The sequence below is a fragment of the Sphingobium sp. WTD-1 genome, from assembly GCF_030128825.1.
Classification (GTDB): domain Bacteria; phylum Pseudomonadota; class Alphaproteobacteria; order Sphingomonadales; family Sphingomonadaceae; genus Sphingobium.
On the sequence record NZ_CP119127.1, the window covers coordinates 368922 to 392111 of the forward strand.

Below are 23190 nucleotides of genomic sequence, written 5' to 3' on the forward strand. Positions count from 1 at the left end.
GGGAAGGCAGCGGCACCCTTGCCGAACGTCCTAGACGCCCAGATGGGTCCGCACCGCGCGACCATCCTGCCAATCCTCAACCAGCTGAAGGATCACCGGATCATCGGCGGGCACGTCGATCAACAGAGTCACCAGTTGGTCGCCGCGCTGGCCATCCTTGCCGGTAAAGCCCTTGCCGCGCAGGCGCAGCGCCTTGCCCGATGTGGTGCCGGCGGGCACGCCCAGCATCACCGGGCCATCGACGGTCGGCACCTTGACCTTGCCACCCTTCACTGCCTCACCAAGGGTGATCGGCAGGTCGAGCAGCACATTGTCGCCGTCGCGCTTGAAGAAGGGATGCGGCTTCACCTCGATGGTGACGATCGCATCGCCCGCGCCGCCAGCGCCCGGCTGGCCCTTGCCGGTCAGGCGCATCTGCGTGCCGGTCTCGACCCCGGCGGGCAGCTTCAGGTCGATCGTCTTGCCATCCTGCAGGGTGATGCGTTGCGGCGCCAGCGTCGCGGCGTCAACGAACTGCACCGCCAGCCGATAGGCGACATTAGCCCCCTTGGCCGGTGGCGCACTGCGACCAAAGCCGCCAAAGCCGCCGCCACCTCCGGCACGACGGCCCGCACCGCCGAACAGGCCTTCGAAAATATCGCCGAAATCGGCGCCGCCCTCGTTGAACTCGAACCCGCCGGGACGACCGCGCCCACCGCCACCGCCACCGCCGCCAAAGCCGAACGGCGCGGTCGGATTGCCATCGGCATCGATCTCGCCCCGGTCGAAGCGGGCCCGCTTGTCCTTGTCCGACAGCAGGTCATAGGCGTTGGTCACGGCCGAGAATTTCTCCGCCGCGTTCGGATTGTCCTGATTCTTGTCGGGGTGATATTGCTTGGCCAGCTTGCGATAGGCGGACTTGATCTCCGCTTCGCTCGCGCTGCGCGCCACACCCAGAGTGGAATAGGGATCCGCCATCTATCATCCTGTTATGCTGAAACCGGTATCTGCCGCATCACGGCCATATCGCCCCTATGTGGCCGAAGGCCGGGCATCGTTCAAGCTGCGGCGCATCCGTATCGACAGTGCGGTGCCGGGAATCTAAGGCAGGGACATGACCGATCCCTTCGCCCTTTTCGACGAGTGGTATGCGCAGGCGCGCGAGACCGAACTCAATGACAGCAACGCCATGGCGCTGGCCACGGCCGATGCACAGGGCCGCCCGTCGGTCCGCATGGTGCTGCTCAAGGGCCATGGCCCCGACGGCTTCATCTTCTACACCAATTTCGAAGGGCGCAAGGCCGGCGACCTGCTCGCCAATCCGCATGCCGCCCTGCTGTTCCACTGGAAGTCGGTACGGCGCCAGATCCGGATCGAAGGAACGGTCGGCCCGGTCGACGACGCGACCGCCGACGCCTATTTCGCCACCCGCAGCCGCGACAGCCAGCTCGGTGCCTGGGCGTCCGACCAGTCCCGCCCCCTGCCCTCGCGCGCCGTCTTCATGGATCGCTATGAAGAGGTGCGCGCCCGGTTCGAGGGCGGCCCGGTGCCGCGCCCGCCTCACTGGTCGGGCTTCCGCCTGACCCCGGAACGGATCGAGTTCTGGCAGGATCGCGAGCATCGCCTGCATGAACGGCGCGTCTTCACCCGCCAGGAAAATGGCTGGAACGAGGGGCTTCTCTACCCTTGAGCGAGCATCATGCCATTGTCCTGCCGTAAAACAGGGCGCGGAATATGGTGGCTCATTCGTCTATCCCCGCACAGTCCAAGCCTGCCCGATTGCGGGCTGGCCGGGCGCCTGTTAGGTGTCACCACCCAGCAGAACAGAATGAATGCGCGGGCGGACCGCTCGCTGGCTAGAGGAATATAATGCGAAATCGACTGACGGCCTACATCCTGACAGGCATGGTCCTGGGCGTGATCGTGGGCTTCGTGGCCAATCTCTGGGTCGGCGGGGATGAAGCGCTGGCCAAGGATGTGGCGGGCTACTTCCATCTTCTGGCCGACATCTTCCTTCATCTGATCAAGATGATCATCGCGCCGCTAGTCTTTTCCACGCTGGTCGCGGGCATCGCCCATATGGGCGACAGCGCGGCACTGGGGCGGATCGGCGGGCGCGCGCTCGCCTGGTTCATCATCGCCAGCCTGATCTCGCTGACGCTCGGCCTGATCTTCGTCAATTTCTTCGAGCCGGGCGCCGGCCTCAACCTCGTCCGATCGGGCGCGGATGCGGGCGTCAACACCGAAGCGCTCAATTTCCGCGACTTCATCCTGCACGTCTTCCCGACGTCGATGATCGGCGCGATGGCGGACAACCAGATCCTGCAGATCGTCGTCTTCTCGCTGTTCGTCGGCGTGGCACTGACCGCCATCGGCGAAAAGGGCAAGCCGATCATCGCCGTGATCGAGGCGCTGGTGGAACTGATGCTGCAGGTCACCGGCTATGTCATGCGGGTCGCACCGTTCGCCGTGTTCGGCGCCCTTGCCTCGTCAGTGACGGTGCAGGGCCTGGGCGTGCTCAAGACCTATGGCGCGCTGGTCGGCGAATTCTACATCGCCCTCATCTGCCTGTGGGTGCTGCTGTTCGGCGCGGGCGCGATCTTCCTCGGCAAGCGGATGTTCAAGCTGATCCGTTATGTCCGCGAGCCGATCCTGATCGCCTTCTCGACCGCCTCGTCGGAAGCCGCCTATCCCAAGATGCTGGAACAGCTCGACCGGTTCGGCGTGCCACGCCGCATCTACAGCTTCGTGCTGCCGCTGGGCTACAGCTTCAACCTCGACGGCTCGATGATGTATGCGACCTTCGCGACCATCTTCATCGCCCAGGCCTATGGCATCGACCTGCCGATCGCGACCCAGATCACGATCCTGCTCGTCCTGATGGTCACCAGCAAGGGCATCGCCGCCGTGCCGCGTGCGTCGCTGGTCGTGGTCGCCGCCACGCTTGGCCAGTTCGACCTGCCGGTCGAGGGCGTCGCCTTCATCCTGGCGGTCGATCATTTCATGGACATGGGCCGCACCGCGACCAACGTGCTGGGCAATGCCATCGCCACCTCGGTCATCACAAAGTGGGAAGGCATGCTGGAAGTGGAGGAGCCGGTGGATGTACCGCACCCCAAGTCCCCCGCACACACACCGGCCGATGGCCGGCGTGGACTGGAACTGGCAGCCGACATGGTCGATCAGGATCGCAAGGGCTGAGGCCACTGGCTCCAACCTAAAGAAAAAGCCCCGCCTGCATGACGCCGGCGGGGCTTTTTCTTGGCCTTACCAGAGGACACCACGCACCGGCGCGACGGGGTCTGGCGCCGGATCGCCGATCGACTGGAGCAGATCGATCTCGATCGTCCGGCACATCGCCGTCAGCGGCACGTCATGCACGCTGTCGGCAAAGGGATCGGTCAGATCATCGCCGATCCGCAGCACCGCCATGAACATCAGCCCCGCCACCGTTGAACCGAGCGGCGTGGCGAAACCCAGCGTCTCGACCAGCCCGATCGGCAGCAGGATACAGAAGAGATGAGTGAAGACCACCGGCAGCAGTCGATATTGGAAGGGCAGCGGCGTGTTCTTCAGCCGCTCCATCCCGCCCTGGGCATTGGCGATATCGACCAGCACCTTCTCCATCTGGGTCTGCTGGATGGTATCGATCCAGCCTTCCTGCCGCGCCATGTCGATCCGCCGGCCAGTGCTATCGAGCAGGCCATTGGCCGGATTGGCCCGCGCCAGAGCCTTGCCCTTGTCCTCCTCGCGCAGGAATTTCGTCACATCCTCGCCGATCGTCTGCCGCCGCAACTGACAGCGCAGCGCATTCACATAAGCGATCTGGCGCTTGACGATCTCGCGCTTGAGGTCACGCCCTGCCGGATCGGGCAGGAAGTTGCGCGCCGATCGCGCCAGACTGCGTGATGCATTGATCATCGCGCCCCACAGCACACGCCCTTCCCACCAGCGCTGATAGCTGCTGTTCGACCGGAAGCCGAGGAACAGGGCGAGGGCCGAACCAAAGATGGTGAGCGGCAGCGAAGGCGCCCTGAACGGCAGCAGATAATAGGCCGCCGTGACCGCACAGTCCCACACGAACAGCGCGGTCAGCGGTTTCCACACTTCCGATGCGATCCGGCGCATGCTGGGGACGGCATCAACGATCATGCAAGACTCCTTCTGATGAACCGGCGCAACGCCTGGGATTGCGGAAATGCTCCATCGATGCCCTACCGAAACGAAATATTGCCAACTTCGCTGATGCCAGTTGGTTCAGCGCTGCGCCTTCGCCGCCTGTGCCCACCAGATGAGCGTGTCGGCGAAACCGGCAAAGCCACGTTCCAGCGCCGCACCGCCCTCCCCCTGGGGCCGAGCCTGCTCGTCCAGCGTCTGCCCGATCTGGCCGACGCTCAGCCGCTCCGGCATCACCGCCATGCCCATGGCGGACAATGTCACCGTCCAGTCGGCATGGCTGTTGACCCCGGCGAAGCGGCCCATCGAATAGCTTGCGATCGCGGCTGGCCGGCGGTCGAATTCCTTGAGATAATGGTCGACCAGATTTTTGAGGCCGGGCTGGATACCGCGATTATATTCGCCCGCGACGAACACGAAGGCATCGGCAGCAGACAGGCGCTGCGCCAGTTGCGCCATGGCGGCGGGCGCCTCGCCAGCCGGATAGTCGCTGTAGCGCAGGTCGAGCATCGGCAGGTCGATCGCCTTGGCATCGACCAGTTCCACCTTGTGCCCCAGCCCTTCAAAGCCGCGGATCAGATAATCCGCCAGCCGGATACCGAGCCGGCCGCGTCGATAGGAACCGTAGAGGACGAGGATATCGAGTGCCATGCGGAGCCTCCTGCCTTGATGTCGACAGACTTGTCGCATCCTGCCCCGATCGGGTCCAGCCGGCCTTCCAATCTTTCAATATTTCACGATGCGAAATTGCATTTCACATGACGGAACGCCATCATCGCATCAATGATCGTCACGGGAGGATGCGGATGAAGAGGATGGCGCTGCTGGCCTATATGGGCCTGCTGATGGCCAATGGCGATGTCGCGCCGGGCCAGCCGATCAGCCCGCGCTTTGCCGGTGATCCCTCGCCGCACTGGTTCGACGATCGCTGGTATCTCTACGCCACCGATGATGCGTCCAATTCCGGCCGCTACTGGGACAGCACGAGCTGGCGCCTCTACAGTTCGACCGACATGAAGAGCTGGAAAGACGACGGTGCCTTTCTCGACGTCACTACCTTCCAATGGGCACGCCCCGATGCCAAGGCCTGGGCACCCGAAGTCGCCCGCCGCAACGGGCGCTATTATCTCTACGCGCCGATCGGCGGCGACCGGATCGGCGTTGCCGTGGCGGATCGCCCAGAGGGCCCCTATCGCGATGCGCGCGGCGATGCGCTGATCGACAAGGCGCGCGACGCCAATGCCGGCGCCGAGCCGATCGATCCCGCCGTCTTCATCGACAGCGACGGACAGGCCTATCTCTATTTCGGCACCCGCATGCCCAAGGTCGTCCGGTTGAAACCCGACATGATCCATGTCGACGGCCCGATCATGGATGTCGTCGTCACCGGACTGCCGGCCAGCGACCCCAAGAAGAAATATGGTGAGGCGCCCTATCTCCACGCCCATGGCGGCCGCTATTATTTCAGCTTCTCGACCGGCTGGCCCGGCCAGATCATCTACGGCACCGCCGCCTCGCCGCTCGGCTCCTTCGCCTATGGCGGGGTGATCCTCGACTATCTGCCGATCTCGACCAATCATCAGGCGATCGTCGAGCGGGACGGCAAGAGCTGGCTCTTCTATCATGACAGGCTGTTGCCCGGCGGTGGCGATCACCGGCGCTCGATCACCATTGCGCCGCTGACCTATGCCAAGGACGGGGCCATCCAGCCGGTCCAGCGCCACGTCCCGGAATGAGGAAAGGCCGGACGTTTCCGCCCGGCCTTCTCATCTCTCAGCGCAGCTTGGCGATCGACAGCCCGTCCTGCTTGGCGCGGGTCTTCACCGATTCCTCGCTGCGGGTCAGCGCCTTGGCGATCGCCTTCAGCGCCATGCCCTTCTTGGCGAGCGTGTGCAGCTTCTGGACCTCATCCTGGGTCCAGGGCTGCTTGTGCCGCTCGAAACGTTCGCCGGCCATGCCCCTTAATCCGCGAAGGGATCGCGGACGAGGATGGTGTCGTCGCGTTCCGGGCTGGTCGACACGAGCGTGACCGGGCAGCCGATCAGCTCTTCAATGCGGCGGATATATTTGATCGCCTGTGCCGGGAGGTCCGCCCAGCTGCGCGCGCCGGCCGTGGTTTCGCTCCAGCCGGCGATGCTTTCATAGATCGGTTCGGCCTTGGCCTGGTCCTGCGCATGGGCGGGCAGATAGTCGAAGCTCTGGTCGCCAATCTTGTAGCCAACGCAGATCTTCAGTTCCTCGAAGCCGTCGAGCACGTCCAGCTTGGTCAGCGCAATGCCGGTCACGCCCGAAACCGCGACCGACTGGCGCACCAGCACCGCGTCGAACCAGCCGCAGCGGCGCTTGCGACCAGTGACGGTGCCGAATTCATGGCCCCGCTCGCCCAGCCGCTGCCCGACGTCATTTTCCTGCTCGGTCGGGAACGGGCCGGAACCGACGCGGGTGGTATAGGCCTTGACGATGCCCAGCACGAAGCCGGCGCCATTGGGACCAAGGCCGGTGCCGCTCGCCGCCGTACCCGCCACCGTATTGGACGAGGTGACGAAGGGATAGGTGCCATGGTCGATGTCGAGCAACGTGCCCTGCGCGCCTTCGAACAGGATGCGCTTGCCTTCCGACTTCGCCTTGTTAAGCGTCAGCCAGACCGGCTTGACGAAGGGCAGGATGAAGGCGGCGATTTCGGTCAGGTCGGCCATCAGCTGGGCGCGGTCGATCGGCGCCTCATTGAAGCCAGCACGAAGAGCGTCATGATGGGCGGTCAGACGATCGATCTGCAGGTCGAGATCGTCGAGATGGGCGAGGTCGCAGACGCGGATGGCGCGACGGCCGACCTTGTCCTCATAGGCCGGGCCGATGCCGCGACGGGTGGTGCCGATCTTGCCGGCGCCCGATGCGTCCTCGCGCAGACCATCGAGGTCGCGATGGAAGGGCAGGATCAACGGGCAGGTCTCGGCGATCTGCAGGTTTTCCGGGGTGATCTCGACGCCCTGGCCCTTCAGCTTGGCGACCTCGTCACGGAAATGCCAGGGGTCCAGCACCACGCCATTGCCGATCACCGACAGCGTGCCGCGCACGATGCCCGACGGCAGCAGGGAAAGCTTGTAGACCTTCTCGCCGACGACCAGCGTGTGGCCGGCATTATGGCCGCCCTGGAAACGGGCGACGACATCGGCGCGCTCCGACAGCCAGTCGACGATCTTGCCCTTGCCTTCGTCACCCCATTGGGCGCCGATCACGGTAACATTTGCCATGGATACACTCCTCCGCCCGCCGCGCGGACCGGCCATGCCCTTCGACGGGACTCGGCATGCCGGTGGAATAGGATGGGCGGGGCACGCCCTGTGCGGGGCGCGCGTTAGCCGGGCATGGCCGATGCGTCAAGGTTGGAGGCACATTACACTTTGATACCAGGTGCCGGCTTTACGACCGAATGCGCCCTCGCGATCATGGCGGCGCAGGGGCAGCGAAGGACGATCCATATGCACAGACGGCTGATTCCCATCCTGATTCTCTCGCTGCTCGCGGGCACGCCGCTGCCGCGCAGGCCCAGACGGCTACTGCGCCGCAGGCCATGACCTATGGCCATGATCCATTGCAGGCGATCGACTTCTGGCCGGGCAAGGGCACGAAGGCACCGCTCGTCATCTTCGTCCATGGCGGCGGCTGGAAGCGCGGCAGCAAGGACAATGCCACCGGCGCGGCCAAGGCACCCCATTATACCGGGCTGGGCTATGCCTTCGCCTCGATCAATTACCGGCTGGTGCCCGATGCGACGGTCGAGAGCCAAGCGCAGGATGTCGCCGATGCACTCGTCCATCTGCGCAGCCGAGCCGCGGCATTGGGTGTCGACCCCAACCGCATCATCCTGATGGGCCACAGCGCCGGCGCGCATCTGGTGGCGCTGGTCGGCACCGACATGCGCTATTTCGCAAAGGCCGGGCTGAAGCCCGATGCCGTGCGCGGCATCATCGCGCTGGATGGCGCCGCCTATGACGTGCCGACGCAGATGGCGCAGGGCGGCCGCTTCATGGCGAAGACCTATGAACAGGCGTTCGGCACCGATCCGGCGCGGCAGAAGACGCTATCGCCGACCTTGCAGGCGGCAAAGCCCAATGCCCCCGATTTCCTGCTGCTCCATGTCGATCGGGTCGACGGCACCGCCCAGTCCAATGCGCTCGCCGCCGCGCTGCGCAAGGCTGGCACGCCCGTGGAGATCCATGCCCTGCCCGGACGCGGACTGCGCGGCCATATGCAGATCAACCGCGAGATGGGCGATGCCGACTATGCCGGCACCGGCATAGTCGATGCCTGGCTGCGCCGCCTGTTCGGTCAGTAGGGGCGGGGCTCGCTGCCATCCAGCCAGTGCGAACAGCGCTGGGCAGCGCCATCTTCGCCGTCAGCCAGGGCAGCAACCGTGTGCCAGCCTTCGGCCCGCAACGCTGCCGCGCGCACGGCATCATGGCCGACCGGCAGGAACAAGCGCTGGGGCCGTTCGTCGCCAAAGCCCGCGTCGATCAGCGGATCGGGATAAAGGGAAAAGCCCATGGCGGGCTCATCCGTTTCGCCGGCACGGGCAATGGCATAGCTGCCGCCCCGGCCGATCTCACCGATGAAGCCCTCGGCAAAGATGGAGAAGCCGAACCAGTTCTGGAACTCGAAACCGTGCCGCTCGGTCGGGTCAAGGGTCAACGTGATGTCCCAGCCGATCGGCTTGGCGATCGCGCGCAGGCCCGCGATGCGGCTGTCGATGGCGCCGCCCAGGCTGGCGCTGAACGCCTCCAGCCGTTCCATCGCGGCATGGAAGGGACCGGTGGCCTCAATGAGCGGCAGATAGGCGGCGGCGGCCGGACTGATCGCCACCAGCGCGCCGGCATCCTTGGCGTCCAGTTCGGCACGCACGGCTTCCAGTTCCTCTGTCCCCAGCGGCAGCGGGCCAGCGGCCAGCGCGTCGATCAGGTCGGGCAAGGTGAAATCGATGGTGATGCCGGTGACGCCGGCGGCGGTGAGCGCCTCGATCGCGATATTGACGATCTCGACCGCGGCGGCACTGCTGTCGCTGCCGATCAGTTCGGCGCCCAGCTGCATCTTCTCGCGCTCGGGGCGCAGTTGGCTCGCCTTCTGGCGGATCACCGGCCCGGCATAGGACAGGCGCAGCGGCCGCGGCGCGCTGCGCAGGCGGGTCGCGGCGATGCGGCCGACCTGCGCGGTCATGTCGGGGCGGAAGGCCAGGGTGCGCTGCGACACCGGGTCGACGGCGCGGACCAGATCCTGCGCGCGCATCGACTTGAGGCGCTGGGTCAGCGTATCCTCGAATTCCGCCAACGGCGGCATGACCCGTTCATAGCCATGGGTCGCGACCGTATCGAGCACGCGGCGCGCCAGGCGCGCGGAAGCTTCGGCCTGCGGCGGCAGGCGATCGGATAGCCCCTCCGGGAGCAGGCTTGGCGGGATCATGGTCATGGGACAGGCCCTTTAGCGCAATTTTGGGGTTAGGCCATCCCCTACCCCCGTTCGGTTCGAGCTTGTCGAGAACTGTTCTCGACGACGCTTTTCGACAAGCTCGAAGCCTGTCCTGAGCGGCGGCCTTGCAGGCAGGCGAAGGGCTGCTCGAACCGAACGGCAGATATTTAGGTCAGCTTAGGCGAAGCGCAGCAGCTTCACCTGCTTCACGCCGGCGAGGTTGCAGATCGCCCAGCGCAGCGGTTCTGTGACGGTGCCGTCGACCGACAGCAGCAGCACGGCTTCGCCGCCCTGGTTGCGACGGCCCAGGTGGAAGGTGCCGATATTGACGTCCGACTCGCCCAGCTTCGAGCCCAGGCGGCCGATGAAGCCCGGCGCGTCCTGGTTGACGATGTAGAGCATGTGGCCGTCGAGATCAGCTTCTACCTTGATGCCGAACAGCTCGACCAGACGCGGCTGGGCATGGCCGAACAGCGTGCCGGCGACCGACTTGTCGCCCGCTTCGGTCGAAACGGTGACGCGCACCAGCGTCTGATAGTCGCCCTCGCGGTCATGGCGCACTTCACGCACGTCCAGACCACGCTCCTTGGCCAGGAAGGGCGCGTTGACCATGTTCACCGTGTCCGAATAGACGCGCATCAGGCCGGCCAGCACTGCGGCGGTGATCGGCTTCTGGTTCAGCTCGGCGGCATGGCCCTCGACCTCGACCGAAACGCCAGTGATGGCATCGCCTTCCAGCTGGCCGATCAGGCTGCCCAGCTTTTCCGCCAGCGCCATATAGGGCTTGAGCTTGGGTGCTTCCTCGGCCGACAGGCTGGGCACGTTCAGCGCATTGGTGATGCCGCCGTCGAGCAGATAGTCGCTGAGCTGTTCGGCCACCTGCAGCGCGACATTGACCTGCGCTTCGTCGGTCGACGCGCCCAGATGCGGGGTGCAGATGAAGTTGGGCGTGCCGAACAGCGGCGATTCCTTGGCCGGTTCGGTCTGGAACACGTCGAGCGCAGCGCCGGCGACATGGCCCGAATCCAGCGCGTCCTTCAGCGCCGCTTCGTCGATCAGGCCGCCACGGGCACAGTTGACGATGCGCACGCCCTTCTTGGTCTTGGCCAGATTTTCCTTCGACAGGATGTTGCGGGTCTGGTCGGTCAGCGGCGTGTGCAGCGTGATGAAGTCGGCCTTGGCCAGCAGCGTGTCGAGATCGGCCTTTTCCACGCCCATTTCCACGGCGCGCTCGGGCGTCAGGAACGGATCGAAGGCGACGACCTTCATCTTGAGGCCGAGCGCACGGCTGGCGACGATCGAACCGATATTGCCGGCACCGATCAGGCCCAGCGTCTTGCCGGTCACTTCCACGCCCATGAAGCCGTTCTTGGGCCACAGGCCCTGCTGCGTCTGGGCATTGGCTTCGGGGATCTGGCGGGCCAGCGCGAACATCAGCGCGATGGCATGTTCGGCGGTGGTGATCGAGTTGCCGAACGGCGTGTTCATCACGATCACGCCCTGGGCCGATGCGGCCGGAATATCGACATTGTCGACGCCGATGCCGGCGCGGCCGATGACCTTGAGGTTGGTCGCGGCGTCGAGAATCGCCTTGGTGACCTTGGTCGAGCTGCGGATGGCGAGGCCGTCATAGGCGCCAATCATCGCGGCCAGTTCTTCCGGCGTCTGGCCGGTGATGACGTCGACCTCGACACCACGCTCGCGGAAGATCGCGGCGGCGCGGGGGTCCATCTTGTCGGAAATGAGAACCTTGGGCATGGGAATATCCTTGTCGTTCATCGTCACCCCGGACTTGATCCGGGGTCCCGCTCATCTGCGGGAGTGGACATGAAGAAGCGGGACCCCGGCTCAGGGCCGGGGTGACGCCATGATGTGATTAAGCGGCAGCCTTGGTCTGGGCGTAGGCCCAGTCGAGCCAGGGACCGAGCGCCTCGATATCGGCGGTCTCGACCGTGGCCCCGCACCAGATGCGCAGGCCGGCCGGGGCGTCGCGATAGCCCGCGACGTCATAGGCGGCGCCTTCCTTCTCGAGCAGGCCGGCGAAGGCCTTGATGAAGGCTTCGTCGGCACCCTCGACTGTCAGGCAGACGCTGGTGGTCGAGCGCGAAGCTTCATCGACGGCGAGATGGCCCAGCCAATCGCGTTCGGCGACGATCTTGCCCAGCGCCGCCGCATTGGCGTTGCTGCGCGCGATCAGGCCCTGAAGACCGCCCAGCGACTTGCCCCATTCGAGCGCGAAGATCGCATCTTCGACGGCCAGCATCGACGGGGTGTTGATGGTTTCGCCCTTGAACACGCCTTCGGCCAGCTTGCCCTTGGCCATCAGGCGGAACACCTTGGGCAGCGGCCATGCGGGGGTGTGGGTTTCTAGGCGCTCGACGGCACGGGGGCCCAGGATCAGCACGCCATGGCCGCCCTCGCCGCCCAGCACCTTCTGCCAGGAGAAGGTGGCGACGTCGATCTTGGTCCAGTCGATCTCATAGGCGAAGACCGCGCTGGTGGCGTCGGCGAAGGTCAGGCCCTCGCGGTCGGCCGGGATCCAGTCGGCGTTCGGCACGCGCACGCCCGAGGTGGTGCCGTTCCAGGTGAACAGCACGTCGTTCGAGAAGTCGACGGTGCCAAGGTCAGGCAGCTGGCCATAATCGGCACGGATCACGGTGGGATCGAGCTTCAGCTGCTTGGCGGCGTCCGTCACCCAGCCTTCGCCGAAGCTTTCCCAGGCCAGCGTCGTCACCGGGCGGGCGCCCAGCATCGTCCACATCGCCATTTCGAAGGCACCGGTGTCGCTACCCGGCACGATGCCGATGCGGTGGGTGTCGGGCAGGTTCAGCAACTCGCGCATCAGGTCGATGCTGTAGGCGAGGCGGGTCTTGCCGATCTTGGCGCGGTGCGAACGGCCGAGCGACTCGGTGGCCAGCTTGGCGGCATCCCAGCCCGGAGGCTTGGCGCAGGGACCGGAAGAGAAAAAGGGGCGAGCCGGACGGTTGGCAGGCTTTGCGACAGGCGCAATGGTGGCGTCAACGGCAGTCAGATCAGTCATGTATGCGTCTCCTTGCAGAGAGCACGCGCGGCGTTGGGACCGCGTGGCCCGTCGGCCGCCCTAAAGATTTCCGAAAAAGAGTCAAGCCGCAGCAAAATGCGACGAAATGACAGCGCCGTTAACCCATCGGCCCGGAAAGCCGTGGTAAATGCGGGATTGATGGTAGAGCGGGCGACGAAAAATTCGGTATGGCGCAGCGCGGCCCTGGCCGCGACGATGGCGAGCATGCTGGCCGCCTGCAGCGGCGACCTGGTGCCCAAGGGTCGAGTCGCGCGCGCATCCAAACCGGTGAAGAGCGCCCGCCCGGCCACACCGCCCGCGCCGCCGCCACTCGAAACCCGGCAATGCTTCGCCAAGCTGCAATCCCAGTCGGTCGCCTTCACCCCCCTGCCCGACCAGAATTTCGGCGGCGGATGCAGCGCGATCGGTAGCGTCAAGTTGCTCGACATCGGCGTGCCGACCTCGGGCCTGGGCGCCATGACCTGCAACCTGGCCGCCAATTTCGCGGCCTGGTCACGCTATGCCGTGCAGCCCGCCGCCCGACTGATCCTGGGCGCGGAGATCGAGAAGATCGAGACATTCGGCACCTATAATTGCCGGCCGATCGCGGGCAGCGGCAAGCTCAGCGAACATGCCCACAGCAATGCGATCGACGTATCCGCCTTCGTCCTGAGCGACGGGCGGCGGATCAGCGTCGAGAAGGACTGGAATGGTGACAAGCGCACCCGCCAGTTTCTGGAAGTGGTCCATGCCAGCGCCTGCAAGCGGTTCAACACGGTGCTGTCGCCCGACTATAACGCCGCCCATCATGACCATTTCCATTTCGACATGGGCGGCCGCGGCGGCTTTTGCCGCTGAGCGGTAATCAGAAACGCGGCGGCTTCCGCCCCTGAGCGGAAATAGCCAACTTGGCCAATTTTCCTGCTAACGGTCTTGGCATTGTCACCTGCCGCGCCTAGCTTGTTGGGAATGACCAAGAAAGAAATTGAAGAACGCAAATTCCGCCCCGCACGCCAGGAAGCGGACGACGCCAGGAAGGCGATCGAAACCCCCCAGACTAGCAGCGCCGCCTACAAGCTCGCCTTCCAGGACAATGAGTTCCTGCTGCGCGAGGATCTGCGCCCGGTACGCTTCCAGCTTGAATTGCTCAAGCCCCAGTTGCTGATGGACGAGGCGCGGATCGAATCCACCTTCGTCTTCTACGGCTCCGCCCGCATTCCCGAACCCGATCAGGTCCAGGCGCGGATCGACGTGGCCACCACGCCCGAACAGAAGAAGATTGCGGAAAATCTGGGCAAGAAGGCCCGCTATTATGACGAAGCGCGCAAGCTGGCGCGGATCGCGGCGCAATATCCGGTGAACGCCGCCGGTTGCCGTCACTTCGTCGTCTGCTCGGGCGGTGGCCCCTCGATCATGGAAGCGGCCAATCGCGGCGCGGTCGATGTCGGCCAGACGACGATCGGCATGAACATCGTGCTGCCGCATGAACAGGCGCCCAACCTGTTCGTCACGCCGGAACTGAGCTTCCAGTTCCACTATTTCGCGCTGCGCAAGATGCATTTCCTGCTGCGCGCCCGCGCGCTCGCCGTCTTCCCCGGCGGATTCGGCACGTTCGACGAGATGTTCGAGCTGCTGACGCTGATCCAGACCGGCAAGATGAAGCCGATCCCGATCCTGCTGTTCGGCAAGGATTTCTGGAACAAGGTGGTGGATTTCGAGGCGCTGGCCGATGAGGGCGTGATTTCGCACAATGACCTCAACCTGCTGACCTGGGTCGAGACGGCCGAGGATGCCTGGGCCGCGGTGCAGGACTTCTATCACGACAGCGAAGCGCCCGGGTGCGGCTGATGCGGCCGATCCATGGGGCCTTTGCGCCCTTGCCCTAATCCCCGCCGGGGATTAGGGCCCGGCCATGCGCGCGGACCTGGCCCATGTCGACACCTGGATCTTCGATCTGGACAATACGCTCTATCCGGCGAAGGCGGACCTGTTCGCGCTGATCGACGTGAAGATGGGCGAATATATCCAGGGCCTGCTGGGCTGCGACCCGGCCGAGGCGCGGACTGTCCAGAAACGCTATTTCATGGAGCATGGCACCACCCTGTCGGGGCTGATGCACCATCATGGCATCGAACCGCGCGAATTTCTCGACTATGTCCATGATATCTCGATGGAGCGGCTGGCGGTCGATGCCGACCTCAACGCCCATATCGCCGCCCTGCCCGGCCGCCGGCTGATCTTCACCAATGGTGATGCCACCTATGCCGGCCGCGTGCTCGACCGACTGGGCCTCGCCGGCGCGTTCGAGCTGATCCACGACATCCATGCCTGCCGCTATGTGCCCAAGCCCGATCCGTCGGGCTATGCAGAGCTGTGCAGCGTCCACGCCGTCGACCCGACCCGCGCCGCCTTTTTCGAGGACATGGCCCGCAACCTCAAGCCCGCCAAGGCGATCGGCATGACCACCATCTGGGTCAATAACGGATCGGAAGCGGGCAATCACGACCATCATCCCGATTTCATCGATTATGAAACCGACCATCTGACGCCGTTCCTGGCGGATATTTTTGGGGAAAGACCATGAGCCAAGACCTGATCGCGATCATCGACGCCGCCTGGGAGGACCGGGCCAATATCAACCTGTCGATCCAGGGCGACGTCCGCCAGGCGGTCGACAAGGCGCTGGCCCTGCTCGACAAGGGCGAACTGCGCGTCGCCGAACCGACCGAAGCCGGCTGGCAGGTCAACCAGTGGGCAAAGAAGGCCGTGCTGCTCTCCTTCCGCCTCAACGACAATGTCATGATCGACAATGGTCCGGGCGCCGGCCACTGGTGGGACAAGGTGCCGAGCAAGTTCGCCGGCTGGGACGAGGCCGCCTTCCGCGCCGCCGGTTTCCGCGCCGTGCCGGGCAGCTTCGCCCGTGCCGGCAGCCATATCGCCAAAAATGTCATCCTGATGCCCAGCTTCGTCAACATCGGCGCCTTTGTTGATGAAGGCACGATGGTCGACACCTGGGTGACGGTCGGCAGCTGCGCCCAGATCGGCAAGAATGTCCATCTGTCGGGCGGCGTCGGCATTGGCGGCGTGCTGGAACCGCTGCAGGCCGACCCGGTCATCATCGAGGATGACTGCTTCATCGGCGCCCGTTCGGAAGTGGTCGAGGGCGTGCGCATCGGCAAGGGGTCGGTGCTGTCGATGGGCGTGTTCATCGGCATGTCGACCAAGATCATCGACCGCGCGACCGGCGAAGTGTTCATCGGCGAAGTGCCGCCCTACTCGGTCGTCGTCCCCGGCTCGCTGCCCGGCAAGCCGCTGCCCGACGGCACCCCCGGCCCCAGCCTCTACTGCGCCGTGATCGTCAAGCGCGTCGACGCGCAGACCCGGTCGAAGACCGGCATCAACGAACTGCTGCGCGACTGATCGAGCGAAGGGGCGGCCCGCCGCCCCTTCATCCCTTGAGCGCGAGCGGCAGGCCCGCCGCGACGAAAACGACCCGATCCGCCACCGCCGCGACCCGCTGGTTCAACGTGCCGGCCAGATCGCGAAAGCGCCGCGCCAGCGCATTGTCGGGCACGATGCCCAGCCCCACTTCATTGGCGACCAGGATGATCGCCCTGTCATGGGCCAGGATCGCGGCACAGAGCGCGTCCGCCGCAGCTTCCCCATCCTTTTCCGCCAGCAGCAGGTTGCTGGCCCACAATGTCAGGCAATCGACCAGCACGGTCTTGCCCCGCGCCGCCGCGATCGCGCCCGGCAGGTCGATCGGCGCCTCCACTGTTTCCCATTCCGGCCCGCGATCGGCCCGGTGCCGCGCAATCCGGTCGGCCATTTCCGTGTCCCAAATCTCGGCCGTGGCGATGAAGACGCGCGCGCCGGGCAGTGCTTCGGCCGCTACCTGGGCATGGCGGCTCTTGCCCGATCGCGCGCCGCCCAGCACCAGCAGGCTGCTTGTCATATCATGTCTCCAGCAAATAGCGCCTGCAGCCCGGCCACCAGCCAGAGCAGCAGGCAGGCCTGAACATAGATGGCCAGCGCCCAGCGCAGGTCGAGCGGATCGGCCTCCATCCGCCCGCTGCCGATCCAGGGCTTGTCATGGCGCACGCCATCATAGCGGATCGGCCCGGCCAGCCGCAGGTCGAGCGCGCCTGCCATTGCCGCTTCAGGCCAGCCGGCATTGGGCGAGGCATGGTTGCGCGCGTCACGCCACATCACCCGCCAGCCGCCACCCCCGGCCAGACAGAGCAGGCAACCGGCCAGCCGCGCCGGGATCAGGTTCATCAGATCGTCGGTGCGCGCCGCCGCCCAGCCGAACGGCCCCCAGGGGGCTTCGCGATGACCTATCATGCTGTCGGCCGTGTTGACCGCCTTATAGGCCCAGACGCCCGGCAGACCCAGCAGCAGCAGCCAGAAGAAGGGCGCGACGACGCCGTCGCAGAAGCTTTCCGCCAGACTCTCGATCGCGGCGCGGGTGACGCCGCTTTCATCGAGCGATTGCGTATCGCGGCCGACGATCATGCCGACCGCCTCGCGCGCGTCCGACAGATCATCGGCCGCCAGCGCGCGATGGACGGCGCGGACATGGCTATAGAGGCTGCGCAGCGCCAGCGCCGGATAGGCCAGCAGGCCGATCAACAGCCAACTCCATGGTTCGGGCAGCCAGAAGCGGAGCAGATACTGGACCAGCCATCCGCCACCGCCCGCCACCGACAGCAACAGCAACACCGTCGCCATTCCGCCCATTTTCCGGGCGAAAGCGCCATGCGCCGGATCATTCCAGCGCGCAGCACAATGATCGATAAGCCGCGCAAAGCCGCCGACCGGATGGCCGACCCGGCGATAGAGCGCCGCCGGCCAGCCGGCCGCTGCGTCGAGCGCGAGCGCCAGCAAGGCAACCGGATCAGCCATGGCGCAGCGCCCGTTCCAGTCGGGCCAGGCCCATCGCGTCGGTCGGCAGGCCGATGCGCAGCCAGTGCGGCTGGGCATCGAACGGCCGGGTCAAAATCGCCTGCCCTGCCAGCCGCTCGAACAGGGCCATGGCATGGGGCGTTTCGATCAGGCGAAAGAGCGGGCTTTGGCCGATCGGTTGATAACCGCAGCGCAACAGCAGCGCGTCGAGCGCCTGCGCCTCCCGCTGGAGTTGATTGCGCATCGCTTCTATCCAAGCGGTATTGCGATAGGCCGCCGTACCGATGGCAATGGCGGCGGCCGACACAGGCCAGGCACCCAGCCTGTCCCGCACCCGCGCGATGATCGCGCGCGGCGCCACCAGAAAGCCGAGGCGCAGGCCGGCAAGCCCGAAAAACTTGCCGAAGGAGCGCAACAGCATGAGGCGACGATCGTCGGCCAGGAAGGGCGCCAGGCTGATGCCGGGATGGCCATCGGCAAAGGCCTCGTCCACCACCAGCCAGCCATCCGACCCGCGCCGGTCGAGCAGGGTCAGCAGATCGGCCACGCCAAGGATGCGCCCGTCGGGATTATTGGGATTGGCGAGGATCAGCGTCTGCCCATCCGCATGGTCCAGATGGTCGAGATCGACCGGCGCGGCGCCGGGCACCATGACGCCATGGGTGCGATAGGCCGGGCTGGCATGGCGGACCAAACCGTCGAGCAAAGTGCCAACGAGGCGCAAGCCAACCTCCGTCCCCGGCAGCGCGCAGACATGATCGGCCGCGACGCCGAAATGATCGGCCGCCGCCTGTTCGAGCGCGCGCAGTCCCTGCTCGTCGGGCAAGGCGCGCCAGTCGATCGCCTGCTCGGCCGCGCCGGGCCAGGCATGGGGATTAATGCCTGTGGATAAGTCGAGCCAGCTTTCGGGCGCGCCGCCGAAATGCGCGCTCGCCGCCGCCACGCCGCCGCCATGCCAAGTCCAGCGTGTCGTCATGTCGTGCCGCTCGTGATCAGGACGACGAAAAGCAGCCCGCTTTCAACCAGTTCGATACCGGCGCCATGGCCATCGCCGGAAATGCCGCCCAGCCTGCGCTTCAGCCACAGGCCCCAGACCAGCATCAACAGCGGCGCTGCGAGCAGGGCTGGCAACCACCAGGATACGATTATCAACAGACTTATCCACAGGGCGATGTGGATTGTTTTGACGGCATCGGCAAAGCGCGCGCCCAGCCCGGCATGCAGCGGCGGCAGCATCCGCGCCCACAGCAACGGCCCGATCCGCGCGGCAAAGGGAATGAGCAGCAGCGGCAGCATCATAGCCCGTTCCGCCAAGGCATGGAGCAGCAACAGCTTGGCGATCAGTTGCAGGCCGATCGCCACCACGCCGAAACTGCCGACATGCGGGTCGGCCAGCACCGCCAGCAGCCGGTCGCGCCCTTTATGCACCGCGCCGCAGGCGTCGGCGATGTCCCCCAACCCGTCGAGATGCAGCGCCCCGGTCACGCCGACCCAGCAGAGCAGCCCGGCCAGCGCCCCGATCCAGGGATCGATGCGAACAGCAAGATTGACAGCGAACATGACAGATAGACCGACAATCGCGCCGACCGCCGGAAACCATCGGACCGACCGTGCGAAGTCTGTCTCGTTCGCTGTCACCTTCGGCATCGGCAGGCGGGTGAGAAACTGGATGGCAAGGACCAGCCCCTTCATGGGCGCAGGCCCGTGATACGGGCAAGCGGCGGCTCCCCGGTCCAGCGTTCCAGCGACAGCAAGGCGGCATAGGGCAGGCCGAAGCTCCAGCTCTGCTGCACGCTGAACCCGCACAGATGGGCCAGCGCCGCGCGCATCGCCCCGCCATGGGTCAGTACCAATGTGGGCACGCGCGGCAGATCCTCGACCGCATCGGCGATCCGCCCCAGCAATGCCGTCCATCCCTCGCTGCCCGGCGGCGCGAAGCCATCGGGATCCTGCCAGAAACGAGCAAGCGCCTCGGGATCGACATCGGCCGGGGCCAGGCCATCCCAGATGCCGAAATCCAGTTCCCGCCAGCGCGGATCGACCCACACCGGCAAACCGGCGCGCTCGCCGATCGCGGTTGCCGCCTGCCGGGCGCGCTGCAGGTCGGACGTCACGATCATCTCGATCTCCAGCCCCTCCGCCTGCGCCAGACAGGCATCGATGCCCGCGCGCGTCGGCACGCTGTCGGTCCGCCCCAGCAACAGGCCGGGCGTCTCGGGCGCGCCATGCCGCAGCAGATGGAGCGGCATGCCCATCATGTCGCGGTCGACACCGCCGCCTCGGCAAAGGTCGCCATACCGCTATGCGCGGCTACGGCCGCACGGACGATATTGGCCGCCACCGCCGCGCCGCTGCCTTCCCCCAATCGCATGTCGAGGCGCAGCAGCGGTTCAAGGCCCATCCGCTCCAGCAGCAGGCCATGGCCAGGCTCGGCCGAGCAATGGCCGGCCAGGCAATGGTCGGCAAAGGCCGGCACCTGCGCCACCAGCGGCGCGATCGCGGCGCAACTGATGAAACCGTCGAGCAGCACCGGCACGCCCAGTTGGCGGGCCCGCAGCACCGCGCCGGCAATCGCCGCCAGTTCGCGTCCGCCCAGCCGGCGCAGCGTTTCAAAGGCACCGTCCGGCGCATCGGCATGGAAGGCGAGTGCCCGATCGATCGTCGCGATCTTGCGCGCGATCCCCTCGCCATCGACGCCCGTGCCGGGACCAACCCAGTCACGCACCGCACCGCCAAAGCTGCGGGCGCTCAGGGCGGCGGCGGCGGTCGAATTGCCGATCCCCATTTCGCCCACGACCAGCAGGTCCAGATCCTCTTCGGCCGCCGCCGCGCCGATCGACAGCGCGGTCAGGCACTCCGCCTCGGTCATGGCGGGCGCGACGGTGAAGTCCGCCGTTGGCTGGTCCAGATCGATTGATCGCACCGCCAGTTCCAGCCCGGCAACACCGGCCAGCGCGTTGATCGCCGCGCCGCCAGCAGCGAAATTGGCGACCATCTGCGCGGTCACGGCGGCGGGATAGGCGCTGACGCCATGGACGGTGAAGCCATGATTGCCGGCAAAGATCGCGGCACGGGCACGCTTCAGGCGCGGCACCGCGCGCCCCTGCCAGCTTGCCATGAAGATCGCGACATCCTCCAACCGGCCGAGCGCCCCCAATGGCTTGGTCAGTTCGGCCTGCCGCGCGCGTGCAGCCGTACTGGCCAGTTCCTCGGCCGGCGGCAGGTTGGCCAGGGCATTTTCGAAATCGGTGATCGAGGCGAAGCTCATTCGACGACAAATCCTTCCGGCGGGGTACGGGTGATGAAATGGCCCTTCACGCCTTCGGGCCATTCGCGAAAGGCGACGCGGCCATGCTCGCTGGCGGCATAGGCAATGGCATAATCGAGGATCGCGCGCGCCGCATCGGCATCCGGTGTGAACCGCCCCATTACATAGCCGACCTTGCCCGGCGCGCGCAGATGGACGGTGCAATGATCCTGGCAGGCGAACAGGCAGGGCATGTCCTGCACCGCGACGGCGGCATAGCGCGGGTCGGAGGCCTGCACGCTGCGCAGCGCCTCCGCCAGCCGTGCCCCGCCGCGCACGCCCTCCCCATCGTCTCGCATCGTCGCCGAATGACGGCAGGTATTGCAGGTGACGATGGCGGGGCCGGGTTCGACGGGGCGGAGCATCAGAAGCGCCCCCGGAAGCCGGCATAGATGCTCCGGCCGAGCGTGCCATAGCGATAGGCCGTCATATAATTCTCGTCGAAGAGATTTTCGACGCGAGCGAACAGGCGCAACGCCGGGGTGAACGCATATTCGGCGCGCAGGTCGACCAGCGTATAATCGTCCAGCCGCGTCGTGTTGGCCGCATTGTCATAGCTGTGGCCGGACCAGCGCAGCGCCGCGCCGGTGGTGAGGCCGAAGGGCCAGGCATAGCTGATCGCGCCATTGGCGCTGTTGCGCGGCCGGCGCGGCAGCCAATTGCCTTCGTTCGCGGTCCCTTCCGAACGATCCTCCGCCACGGTCCAGCTATAATTGCCGTCGATGGTCAGCCCCTTGACCGGTTCGACCGCCACCTGCGCCTCTATGCCATGCGCCTTGGCGCGCGCGACATTGAGATAATAGCCATAGCGGCGGGTGGTGGTGCCGGGCGTGAAGCAGAGCGGATCGGTCGAGCTGGACGAACAGCTGTTATAGATGATCTGGTCGGTCGTGGTCCGATCGAACCAGGTCGCGCCCAGTCGCAGTTTCTCGCCAAAGAAACGCTGCTCCGCGCCAGCTTCCCAGCCATGGGCGCGTTCGGGATCAAGCGCCTGGTTCCCATATTCGGAAAAGAGCTGATAGAGGGTCGGCGCCTTGAACCCCTCGCCATAGCTGGCGCGCAGCACCGTCCCGGTCGGCAGCGCCCAGACGCCACCGGCGGAAAAGAGGGTGCGGCCGCCGTAGCGGTTATGATCGTCATAGCGCAGCCCGCCGGTCAGGGTCAGGCCCGTAATCGGCTGGGCATTGAGCTGGCCATAGACGCTGGTGATCTCCGCCTTGCCGCGGGCCGGATCGGGAATCGGGACCGAAAGCGACGCCGAAGGCGACACGCTGCGGAAGCGGCTATTCTCATTCTCCACCCCGAACAGCGCGGTCCAGCCGTCGGCGATCGCGAAGCTGCCCTGATATTCCAGCCGCTGGTTGCGCCCGGCTGCGTCGAACGTCTGCTTGCGCGGGTTGCGCGGGTCGTAATTGTCGCGATCGGTGTCGGTATAACCATAGCCGAAACGGTTGCGGAACCGGCCATCGAACAGCGCCACATTGAGGCCGGCATAGCCGACAAATTCGCGATTAGTGCCATAGGCCGGACTGTCCGCGCTGGTCGCGTCGAAATCGACACGGCCATCGGAATAATAACCGCGCAGGTCCGCGCTGATCCCATCCGCCAGCGCAACCTCGACCCGGCCGGTGACGCTGCGGTTGGTGTAGCCGTCCTTCTCCTTGCCGCCAAAGGCCGGGCTGATCGCCGAAATGCCCTCGGTGGTGAAACTCTGGCCGCCAATCCGCCAGCTGACAGGCCCCGTCTTGCCGCCCAGCGCCGCGCGGGCGCTGACCGTGTCGCGCGACCCCGCCTCGATGTCGAAGCTGCCCTCCAGCGCCTTTTCGGGCATGGCGGTGACGACATTGACGACGCCGCCGATCGCCTGGCTGCCCCACAGGGTCGACTGGGGACCGCGCAGCACTTCTATGCGCGAGGCATCGCCGGCCAGCAGGTTTGCGAAATTATAGCCGCCGCCGGCCGAAGAGGGATCGTTGAGCTTCACGCCGTCGATCACCACCACGGTCTGGTCGGATTCCGCGCCGCGGATGCGCAGCGACGTCGCCGTGCCATAGCCGCCATTGCGCGAGATGCTGACTCCGGGCGTGCGCAGCAGCAATTCGGTGACGCCCAGATCCTGTGCTCGGTCGATCGCTGCCTTGTCGAGCACGGTGACGGAGGCCGGCACCTGATCGACCGGCGTGGCGAGGCGGGTCGCGGTGACGAGGATCGAGGATGCGCCGGCATCGGCGGCGGCATCGGGCGGTGGCGCCTGCTGCGCCTCTTCGGCGAAAGCGGTGGTGGAGAGAAGGAAAGAACAGAAAGTCAGATATTTGAACATATA

At 65.8% G+C, this 23190-nt stretch carries 24 protein-coding genes and 1 pseudogene; 8 read left to right on the forward strand and 17 right to left on the reverse strand.

Annotated features, from left to right (window positions below; translation table 11 throughout):
* Window positions 1–30: 30 nt before the first annotated feature.
* Window positions 31–957: a DnaJ C-terminal domain-containing protein gene (locus tag N6H05_RS01960; RefSeq protein WP_284112509.1), complete on the reverse strand. Its 927-nt coding sequence runs from the start codon at window positions 955–957 to the stop codon at window positions 31–33.
* Window positions 958–1093: 136 nt separating this feature from the next.
* On the opposite strand from N6H05_RS01960, the gene pdxH reads away from it, so the two are divergent.
* Window positions 1094–1669: a pyridoxamine 5'-phosphate oxidase gene (gene pdxH, locus N6H05_RS01965; RefSeq protein WP_284112510.1), complete on the forward strand. Its 576-nt coding sequence runs from the start codon at window positions 1094–1096 to the stop codon at window positions 1667–1669.
* Between the two features lie 179 nt (window positions 1670–1848).
* A complete protein-coding gene (locus N6H05_RS01970) occupies window positions 1849–3180 on the forward strand; it encodes a dicarboxylate/amino acid:cation symporter (protein ID WP_284112511.1) in 1332 nt (443 codons plus the stop codon).
* A gap of 66 nt (window positions 3181–3246) precedes the next feature.
* Here N6H05_RS01970 and N6H05_RS01975 read toward each other — a convergent pair whose 3' ends face one another.
* Window positions 3247–4131 (reverse strand): bestrophin family protein, encoded by an 885-nt coding sequence (locus tag N6H05_RS01975; protein WP_284112512.1) that lies wholly within the window; start codon window positions 4129–4131, stop codon window positions 3247–3249.
* 105 nt (window positions 4132–4236) lie between these two features.
* A complete protein-coding gene (locus N6H05_RS01980; protein WP_284112513.1) occupies window positions 4237–4806 on the reverse strand; it encodes an NADPH-dependent FMN reductase in 570 nt (189 codons plus the stop codon).
* A gap of 155 nt (window positions 4807–4961) precedes the next feature.
* On the opposite strand from N6H05_RS01980, the gene N6H05_RS01985 reads away from it, so the two are divergent.
* A complete protein-coding gene (locus N6H05_RS01985) occupies window positions 4962–5891 on the forward strand; it encodes a family 43 glycosylhydrolase (RefSeq protein ID WP_284112514.1) in 930 nt (309 codons plus the stop codon).
* Window positions 5892–5928: 37 nt separating this feature from the next.
* Here N6H05_RS01985 and N6H05_RS01990 read toward each other — a convergent pair whose 3' ends face one another.
* Window positions 5929–6111 carry a hypothetical protein gene (locus N6H05_RS01990; protein WP_004209747.1) on the reverse strand — a complete coding sequence of 61 codons (183 nt, stop codon included), beginning with the start codon at window positions 6109–6111 and terminating at the stop codon, window positions 5929–5931.
* A 5-nt stretch (window positions 6112–6116) separates the two neighbouring features.
* On the reverse strand, window positions 6117–7406 hold the full coding sequence (locus N6H05_RS01995; RefSeq protein WP_284112516.1) for an adenylosuccinate synthase: 1290 nt from the start codon (window positions 7404–7406) through the stop codon (window positions 6117–6119).
* A gap of 228 nt (window positions 7407–7634) precedes the next feature.
* Here N6H05_RS01995 and N6H05_RS02000 point away from each other — a divergent pair.
* Window positions 7635–8491 (forward strand): annotated as a pseudogene (locus N6H05_RS02000) (alpha/beta hydrolase fold domain-containing protein).
* Here N6H05_RS02000 and N6H05_RS02005 read toward each other — a convergent pair.
* The 4 genes from N6H05_RS02005 to N6H05_RS02020 all read right to left on the reverse strand — a co-directional run bounded on the left by N6H05_RS02005 (window position 8485) and on the right by N6H05_RS02020 (window position 12882).
* A complete protein-coding gene (locus N6H05_RS02005) occupies window positions 8485–9615 on the reverse strand; it encodes an ATP phosphoribosyltransferase regulatory subunit (RefSeq protein WP_284112518.1) in 1131 nt (376 codons plus the stop codon). The pseudogene N6H05_RS02000 and the gene N6H05_RS02005 sit on opposite strands and share 7 nt — an antisense overlap.
* A gap of 177 nt (window positions 9616–9792) precedes the next feature.
* Complete coding sequence (serA, locus tag N6H05_RS02010; RefSeq protein ID WP_284112519.1) at window positions 9793–11373, reverse strand: phosphoglycerate dehydrogenase; 1581 nt, start codon at window positions 11371–11373, stop codon at window positions 9793–9795.
* A gap of 118 nt (window positions 11374–11491) precedes the next feature.
* Window positions 11492–12655 carry a phosphoserine transaminase gene (locus N6H05_RS02015; RefSeq protein WP_284112520.1) on the reverse strand — a complete coding sequence of 388 codons (1164 nt, stop codon included), beginning with the start codon at window positions 12653–12655 and terminating at the stop codon, window positions 11492–11494.
* A complete protein-coding gene (locus tag N6H05_RS02020) occupies window positions 12652–12882 on the reverse strand; it encodes a hypothetical protein (RefSeq protein ID WP_284114325.1) in 231 nt (76 codons plus the stop codon). The genes N6H05_RS02015 and N6H05_RS02020 overlap by 4 nt, the downstream gene beginning before the upstream one ends.
* Between N6H05_RS02020 and N6H05_RS02025 the strand changes: the two genes are divergently transcribed.
* The 4 genes from N6H05_RS02025 (at window position 12815) to dapD (ending at window position 16075) form a co-directional block, all read left to right on the forward strand.
* Entirely contained in the window at window positions 12815–13513 is a 699-nt protein-coding gene (locus N6H05_RS02025) for an extensin family protein (protein ID WP_048936180.1), read from the forward strand. The two genes, N6H05_RS02020 and N6H05_RS02025, sit on opposite strands and share 68 nt — an antisense overlap.
* A gap of 111 nt (window positions 13514–13624) precedes the next feature.
* Window positions 13625–14503 (forward strand): LOG family protein, encoded by an 879-nt coding sequence (locus N6H05_RS02030; protein ID WP_284112521.1) that lies wholly within the window; start codon window positions 13625–13627, stop codon window positions 14501–14503.
* A 64-nt stretch (window positions 14504–14567) separates the two neighbouring features.
* Window positions 14568–15239, forward strand: a complete 672-nt coding sequence (locus N6H05_RS02035) for a pyrimidine 5'-nucleotidase (RefSeq protein WP_284112522.1) — start codon at window positions 14568–14570, stop codon at window positions 15237–15239.
* The gene (dapD, locus tag N6H05_RS02040; protein ID WP_284112523.1) at window positions 15236–16075 is read left to right on the forward strand and encodes a 2,3,4,5-tetrahydropyridine-2,6-dicarboxylate N-succinyltransferase; all 840 of its coding nucleotides are present in this window, start codon (window positions 15236–15238) and stop codon (window positions 16073–16075) included. The genes N6H05_RS02035 and dapD overlap by 4 nt, the downstream gene beginning before the upstream one ends.
* Window positions 16076–16103: 28 nt before the next feature.
* Here the strand turns inward: dapD and cobU are convergent, their stop codons facing one another.
* From cobU to N6H05_RS02080, 8 genes are read right to left on the reverse strand one after another with little or no spacing between them, the layout of a single operon-like run.
* Window positions 16104–16610, reverse strand: a complete 507-nt coding sequence (cobU, locus tag N6H05_RS02045; protein ID WP_284112524.1) for a bifunctional adenosylcobinamide kinase/adenosylcobinamide-phosphate guanylyltransferase — start codon at window positions 16608–16610, stop codon at window positions 16104–16106.
* Window positions 16607–17560: an adenosylcobinamide-phosphate synthase CbiB gene (cbiB, locus tag N6H05_RS02050; protein WP_284112525.1), complete on the reverse strand. Its 954-nt coding sequence runs from the start codon at window positions 17558–17560 to the stop codon at window positions 16607–16609. The genes cobU and cbiB overlap by 4 nt, the downstream gene beginning before the upstream one ends.
* Entirely contained in the window at window positions 17553–18536 is a 984-nt protein-coding gene (locus N6H05_RS02055; protein WP_284112526.1) for a threonine-phosphate decarboxylase, read from the reverse strand. The genes cbiB and N6H05_RS02055 overlap by 8 nt, the downstream gene beginning before the upstream one ends.
* Window positions 18533–19252 (reverse strand): adenosylcobinamide-GDP ribazoletransferase, encoded by a 720-nt coding sequence (locus tag N6H05_RS02060; RefSeq protein WP_284112527.1) that lies wholly within the window; start codon window positions 19250–19252, stop codon window positions 18533–18535. Before N6H05_RS02060 ends, N6H05_RS02055 begins: the two co-directional genes overlap by 4 nt.
* Complete coding sequence (locus N6H05_RS02065; RefSeq protein WP_004209730.1) at window positions 19249–19818, reverse strand: histidine phosphatase family protein; 570 nt, start codon at window positions 19816–19818, stop codon at window positions 19249–19251. Before N6H05_RS02065 ends, N6H05_RS02060 begins: the two co-directional genes overlap by 4 nt.
* Window positions 19815–20828 carry a nicotinate-nucleotide--dimethylbenzimidazole phosphoribosyltransferase gene (gene cobT / locus N6H05_RS02070; protein WP_284112528.1) on the reverse strand — a complete coding sequence of 338 codons (1014 nt, stop codon included), beginning with the start codon at window positions 20826–20828 and terminating at the stop codon, window positions 19815–19817. Before cobT ends, N6H05_RS02065 begins: the two co-directional genes overlap by 4 nt.
* Window positions 20825–21232, reverse strand: a complete 408-nt coding sequence (locus N6H05_RS02075) for a DUF1636 domain-containing protein (RefSeq protein WP_284112530.1) — start codon at window positions 21230–21232, stop codon at window positions 20825–20827. The genes cobT and N6H05_RS02075 overlap by 4 nt, the downstream gene beginning before the upstream one ends.
* A complete protein-coding gene (locus N6H05_RS02080) occupies window positions 21232–23187 on the reverse strand; it encodes a TonB-dependent receptor plug domain-containing protein (RefSeq protein WP_284112531.1) in 1956 nt (651 codons plus the stop codon). The genes N6H05_RS02075 and N6H05_RS02080 overlap by 1 nt, the downstream gene beginning before the upstream one ends.
* Window positions 23188–23190: the final 3 nt, after the last annotated feature.

What these genes read in the sequence shown, in the direction of transcription:
- N6H05_RS01990 (WP_004209747.1), bottom strand. Translation starts at nt 6,111, where the DNA reads ATGGCCGGCGAACGTTTCGAGCGGCACAAGCAGCCCTGGACCCAGGAT.
- N6H05_RS02030 (WP_284112521.1), top strand. Translation starts at nt 13,625, where the DNA reads ATGACCAAGAAAGAAATTGAAGAACGCAAATTCCGCCCCGCACGCCAG.
- N6H05_RS02015 (WP_284112520.1), bottom strand. Translation starts at nt 12,655, where the DNA reads ATGACTGATCTGACTGCCGTTGACGCCACCATTGCGCCTGTCGCAAAG.
- N6H05_RS01980 (WP_284112513.1), bottom strand. Translation starts at nt 4,806, where the DNA reads ATGGCACTCGATATCCTCGTCCTCTACGGTTCCTATCGACGCGGCCGG.
- N6H05_RS02020 (WP_284114325.1), bottom strand. Translation starts at nt 12,882, where the DNA reads ATGCTCGCCATCGTCGCGGCCAGGGCCGCGCTGCGCCATACCGAATTT.
- N6H05_RS02025 (WP_048936180.1), top strand. Translation starts at nt 12,815, where the DNA reads ATGGTAGAGCGGGCGACGAAAAATTCGGTATGGCGCAGCGCGGCCCTG.
- N6H05_RS02075 (WP_284112530.1), bottom strand. Translation starts at nt 21,232, where the DNA reads ATGCTCCGCCCCGTCGAACCCGGCCCCGCCATCGTCACCTGCAATACC.
- dapD (WP_284112523.1), top strand. Translation starts at nt 15,236, where the DNA reads ATGAGCCAAGACCTGATCGCGATCATCGACGCCGCCTGGGAGGACCGG.
- pdxH (WP_284112510.1), top strand. Translation starts at nt 1,094, where the DNA reads ATGACCGATCCCTTCGCCCTTTTCGACGAGTGGTATGCGCAGGCGCGC.
- N6H05_RS01975 (WP_284112512.1), bottom strand. Translation starts at nt 4,131, where the DNA reads ATGATCGTTGATGCCGTCCCCAGCATGCGCCGGATCGCATCGGAAGTG.
- N6H05_RS02065 (WP_004209730.1), bottom strand. Translation starts at nt 19,818, where the DNA reads ATGATGGGCATGCCGCTCCATCTGCTGCGGCATGGCGCGCCCGAGACG.
- N6H05_RS02005 (WP_284112518.1), bottom strand. Translation starts at nt 9,615, where the DNA reads ATGACCATGATCCCGCCAAGCCTGCTCCCGGAGGGGCTATCCGATCGC.
- serA (WP_284112519.1), bottom strand. Translation starts at nt 11,373, where the DNA reads ATGCCCAAGGTTCTCATTTCCGACAAGATGGACCCCCGCGCCGCCGCG.
- cobU (WP_284112524.1), bottom strand. Translation starts at nt 16,610, where the DNA reads ATGACAAGCAGCCTGCTGGTGCTGGGCGGCGCGCGATCGGGCAAGAGC.
- N6H05_RS02060 (WP_284112527.1), bottom strand. Translation starts at nt 19,252, where the DNA reads ATGAAGGGGCTGGTCCTTGCCATCCAGTTTCTCACCCGCCTGCCGATG.
- N6H05_RS01970 (WP_284112511.1), top strand. Translation starts at nt 1,849, where the DNA reads ATGCGAAATCGACTGACGGCCTACATCCTGACAGGCATGGTCCTGGGC.
- cobT (WP_284112528.1), bottom strand. Translation starts at nt 20,828, where the DNA reads ATGAGCTTCGCCTCGATCACCGATTTCGAAAATGCCCTGGCCAACCTG.
- N6H05_RS01995 (WP_284112516.1), bottom strand. Translation starts at nt 7,406, where the DNA reads ATGGCAAATGTTACCGTGATCGGCGCCCAATGGGGTGACGAAGGCAAG.
- N6H05_RS02055 (WP_284112526.1), bottom strand. Translation starts at nt 18,536, where the DNA reads ATGACGACACGCTGGACTTGGCATGGCGGCGGCGTGGCGGCGGCGAGC.
- N6H05_RS02035 (WP_284112522.1), top strand. Translation starts at nt 14,568, where the DNA reads ATGCGCGCGGACCTGGCCCATGTCGACACCTGGATCTTCGATCTGGAC.
- N6H05_RS02080 (WP_284112531.1), bottom strand. Translation starts at nt 23,187, where the DNA reads ATGTTCAAATATCTGACTTTCTGTTCTTTCCTTCTCTCCACCACCGCT.
- N6H05_RS01985 (WP_284112514.1), top strand. Translation starts at nt 4,962, where the DNA reads ATGAAGAGGATGGCGCTGCTGGCCTATATGGGCCTGCTGATGGCCAAT.
- N6H05_RS01960 (WP_284112509.1), bottom strand. Translation starts at nt 957, where the DNA reads ATGGCGGATCCCTATTCCACTCTGGGTGTGGCGCGCAGCGCGAGCGAA.
- cbiB (WP_284112525.1), bottom strand. Translation starts at nt 17,560, where the DNA reads ATGGCTGATCCGGTTGCCTTGCTGGCGCTCGCGCTCGACGCAGCGGCC.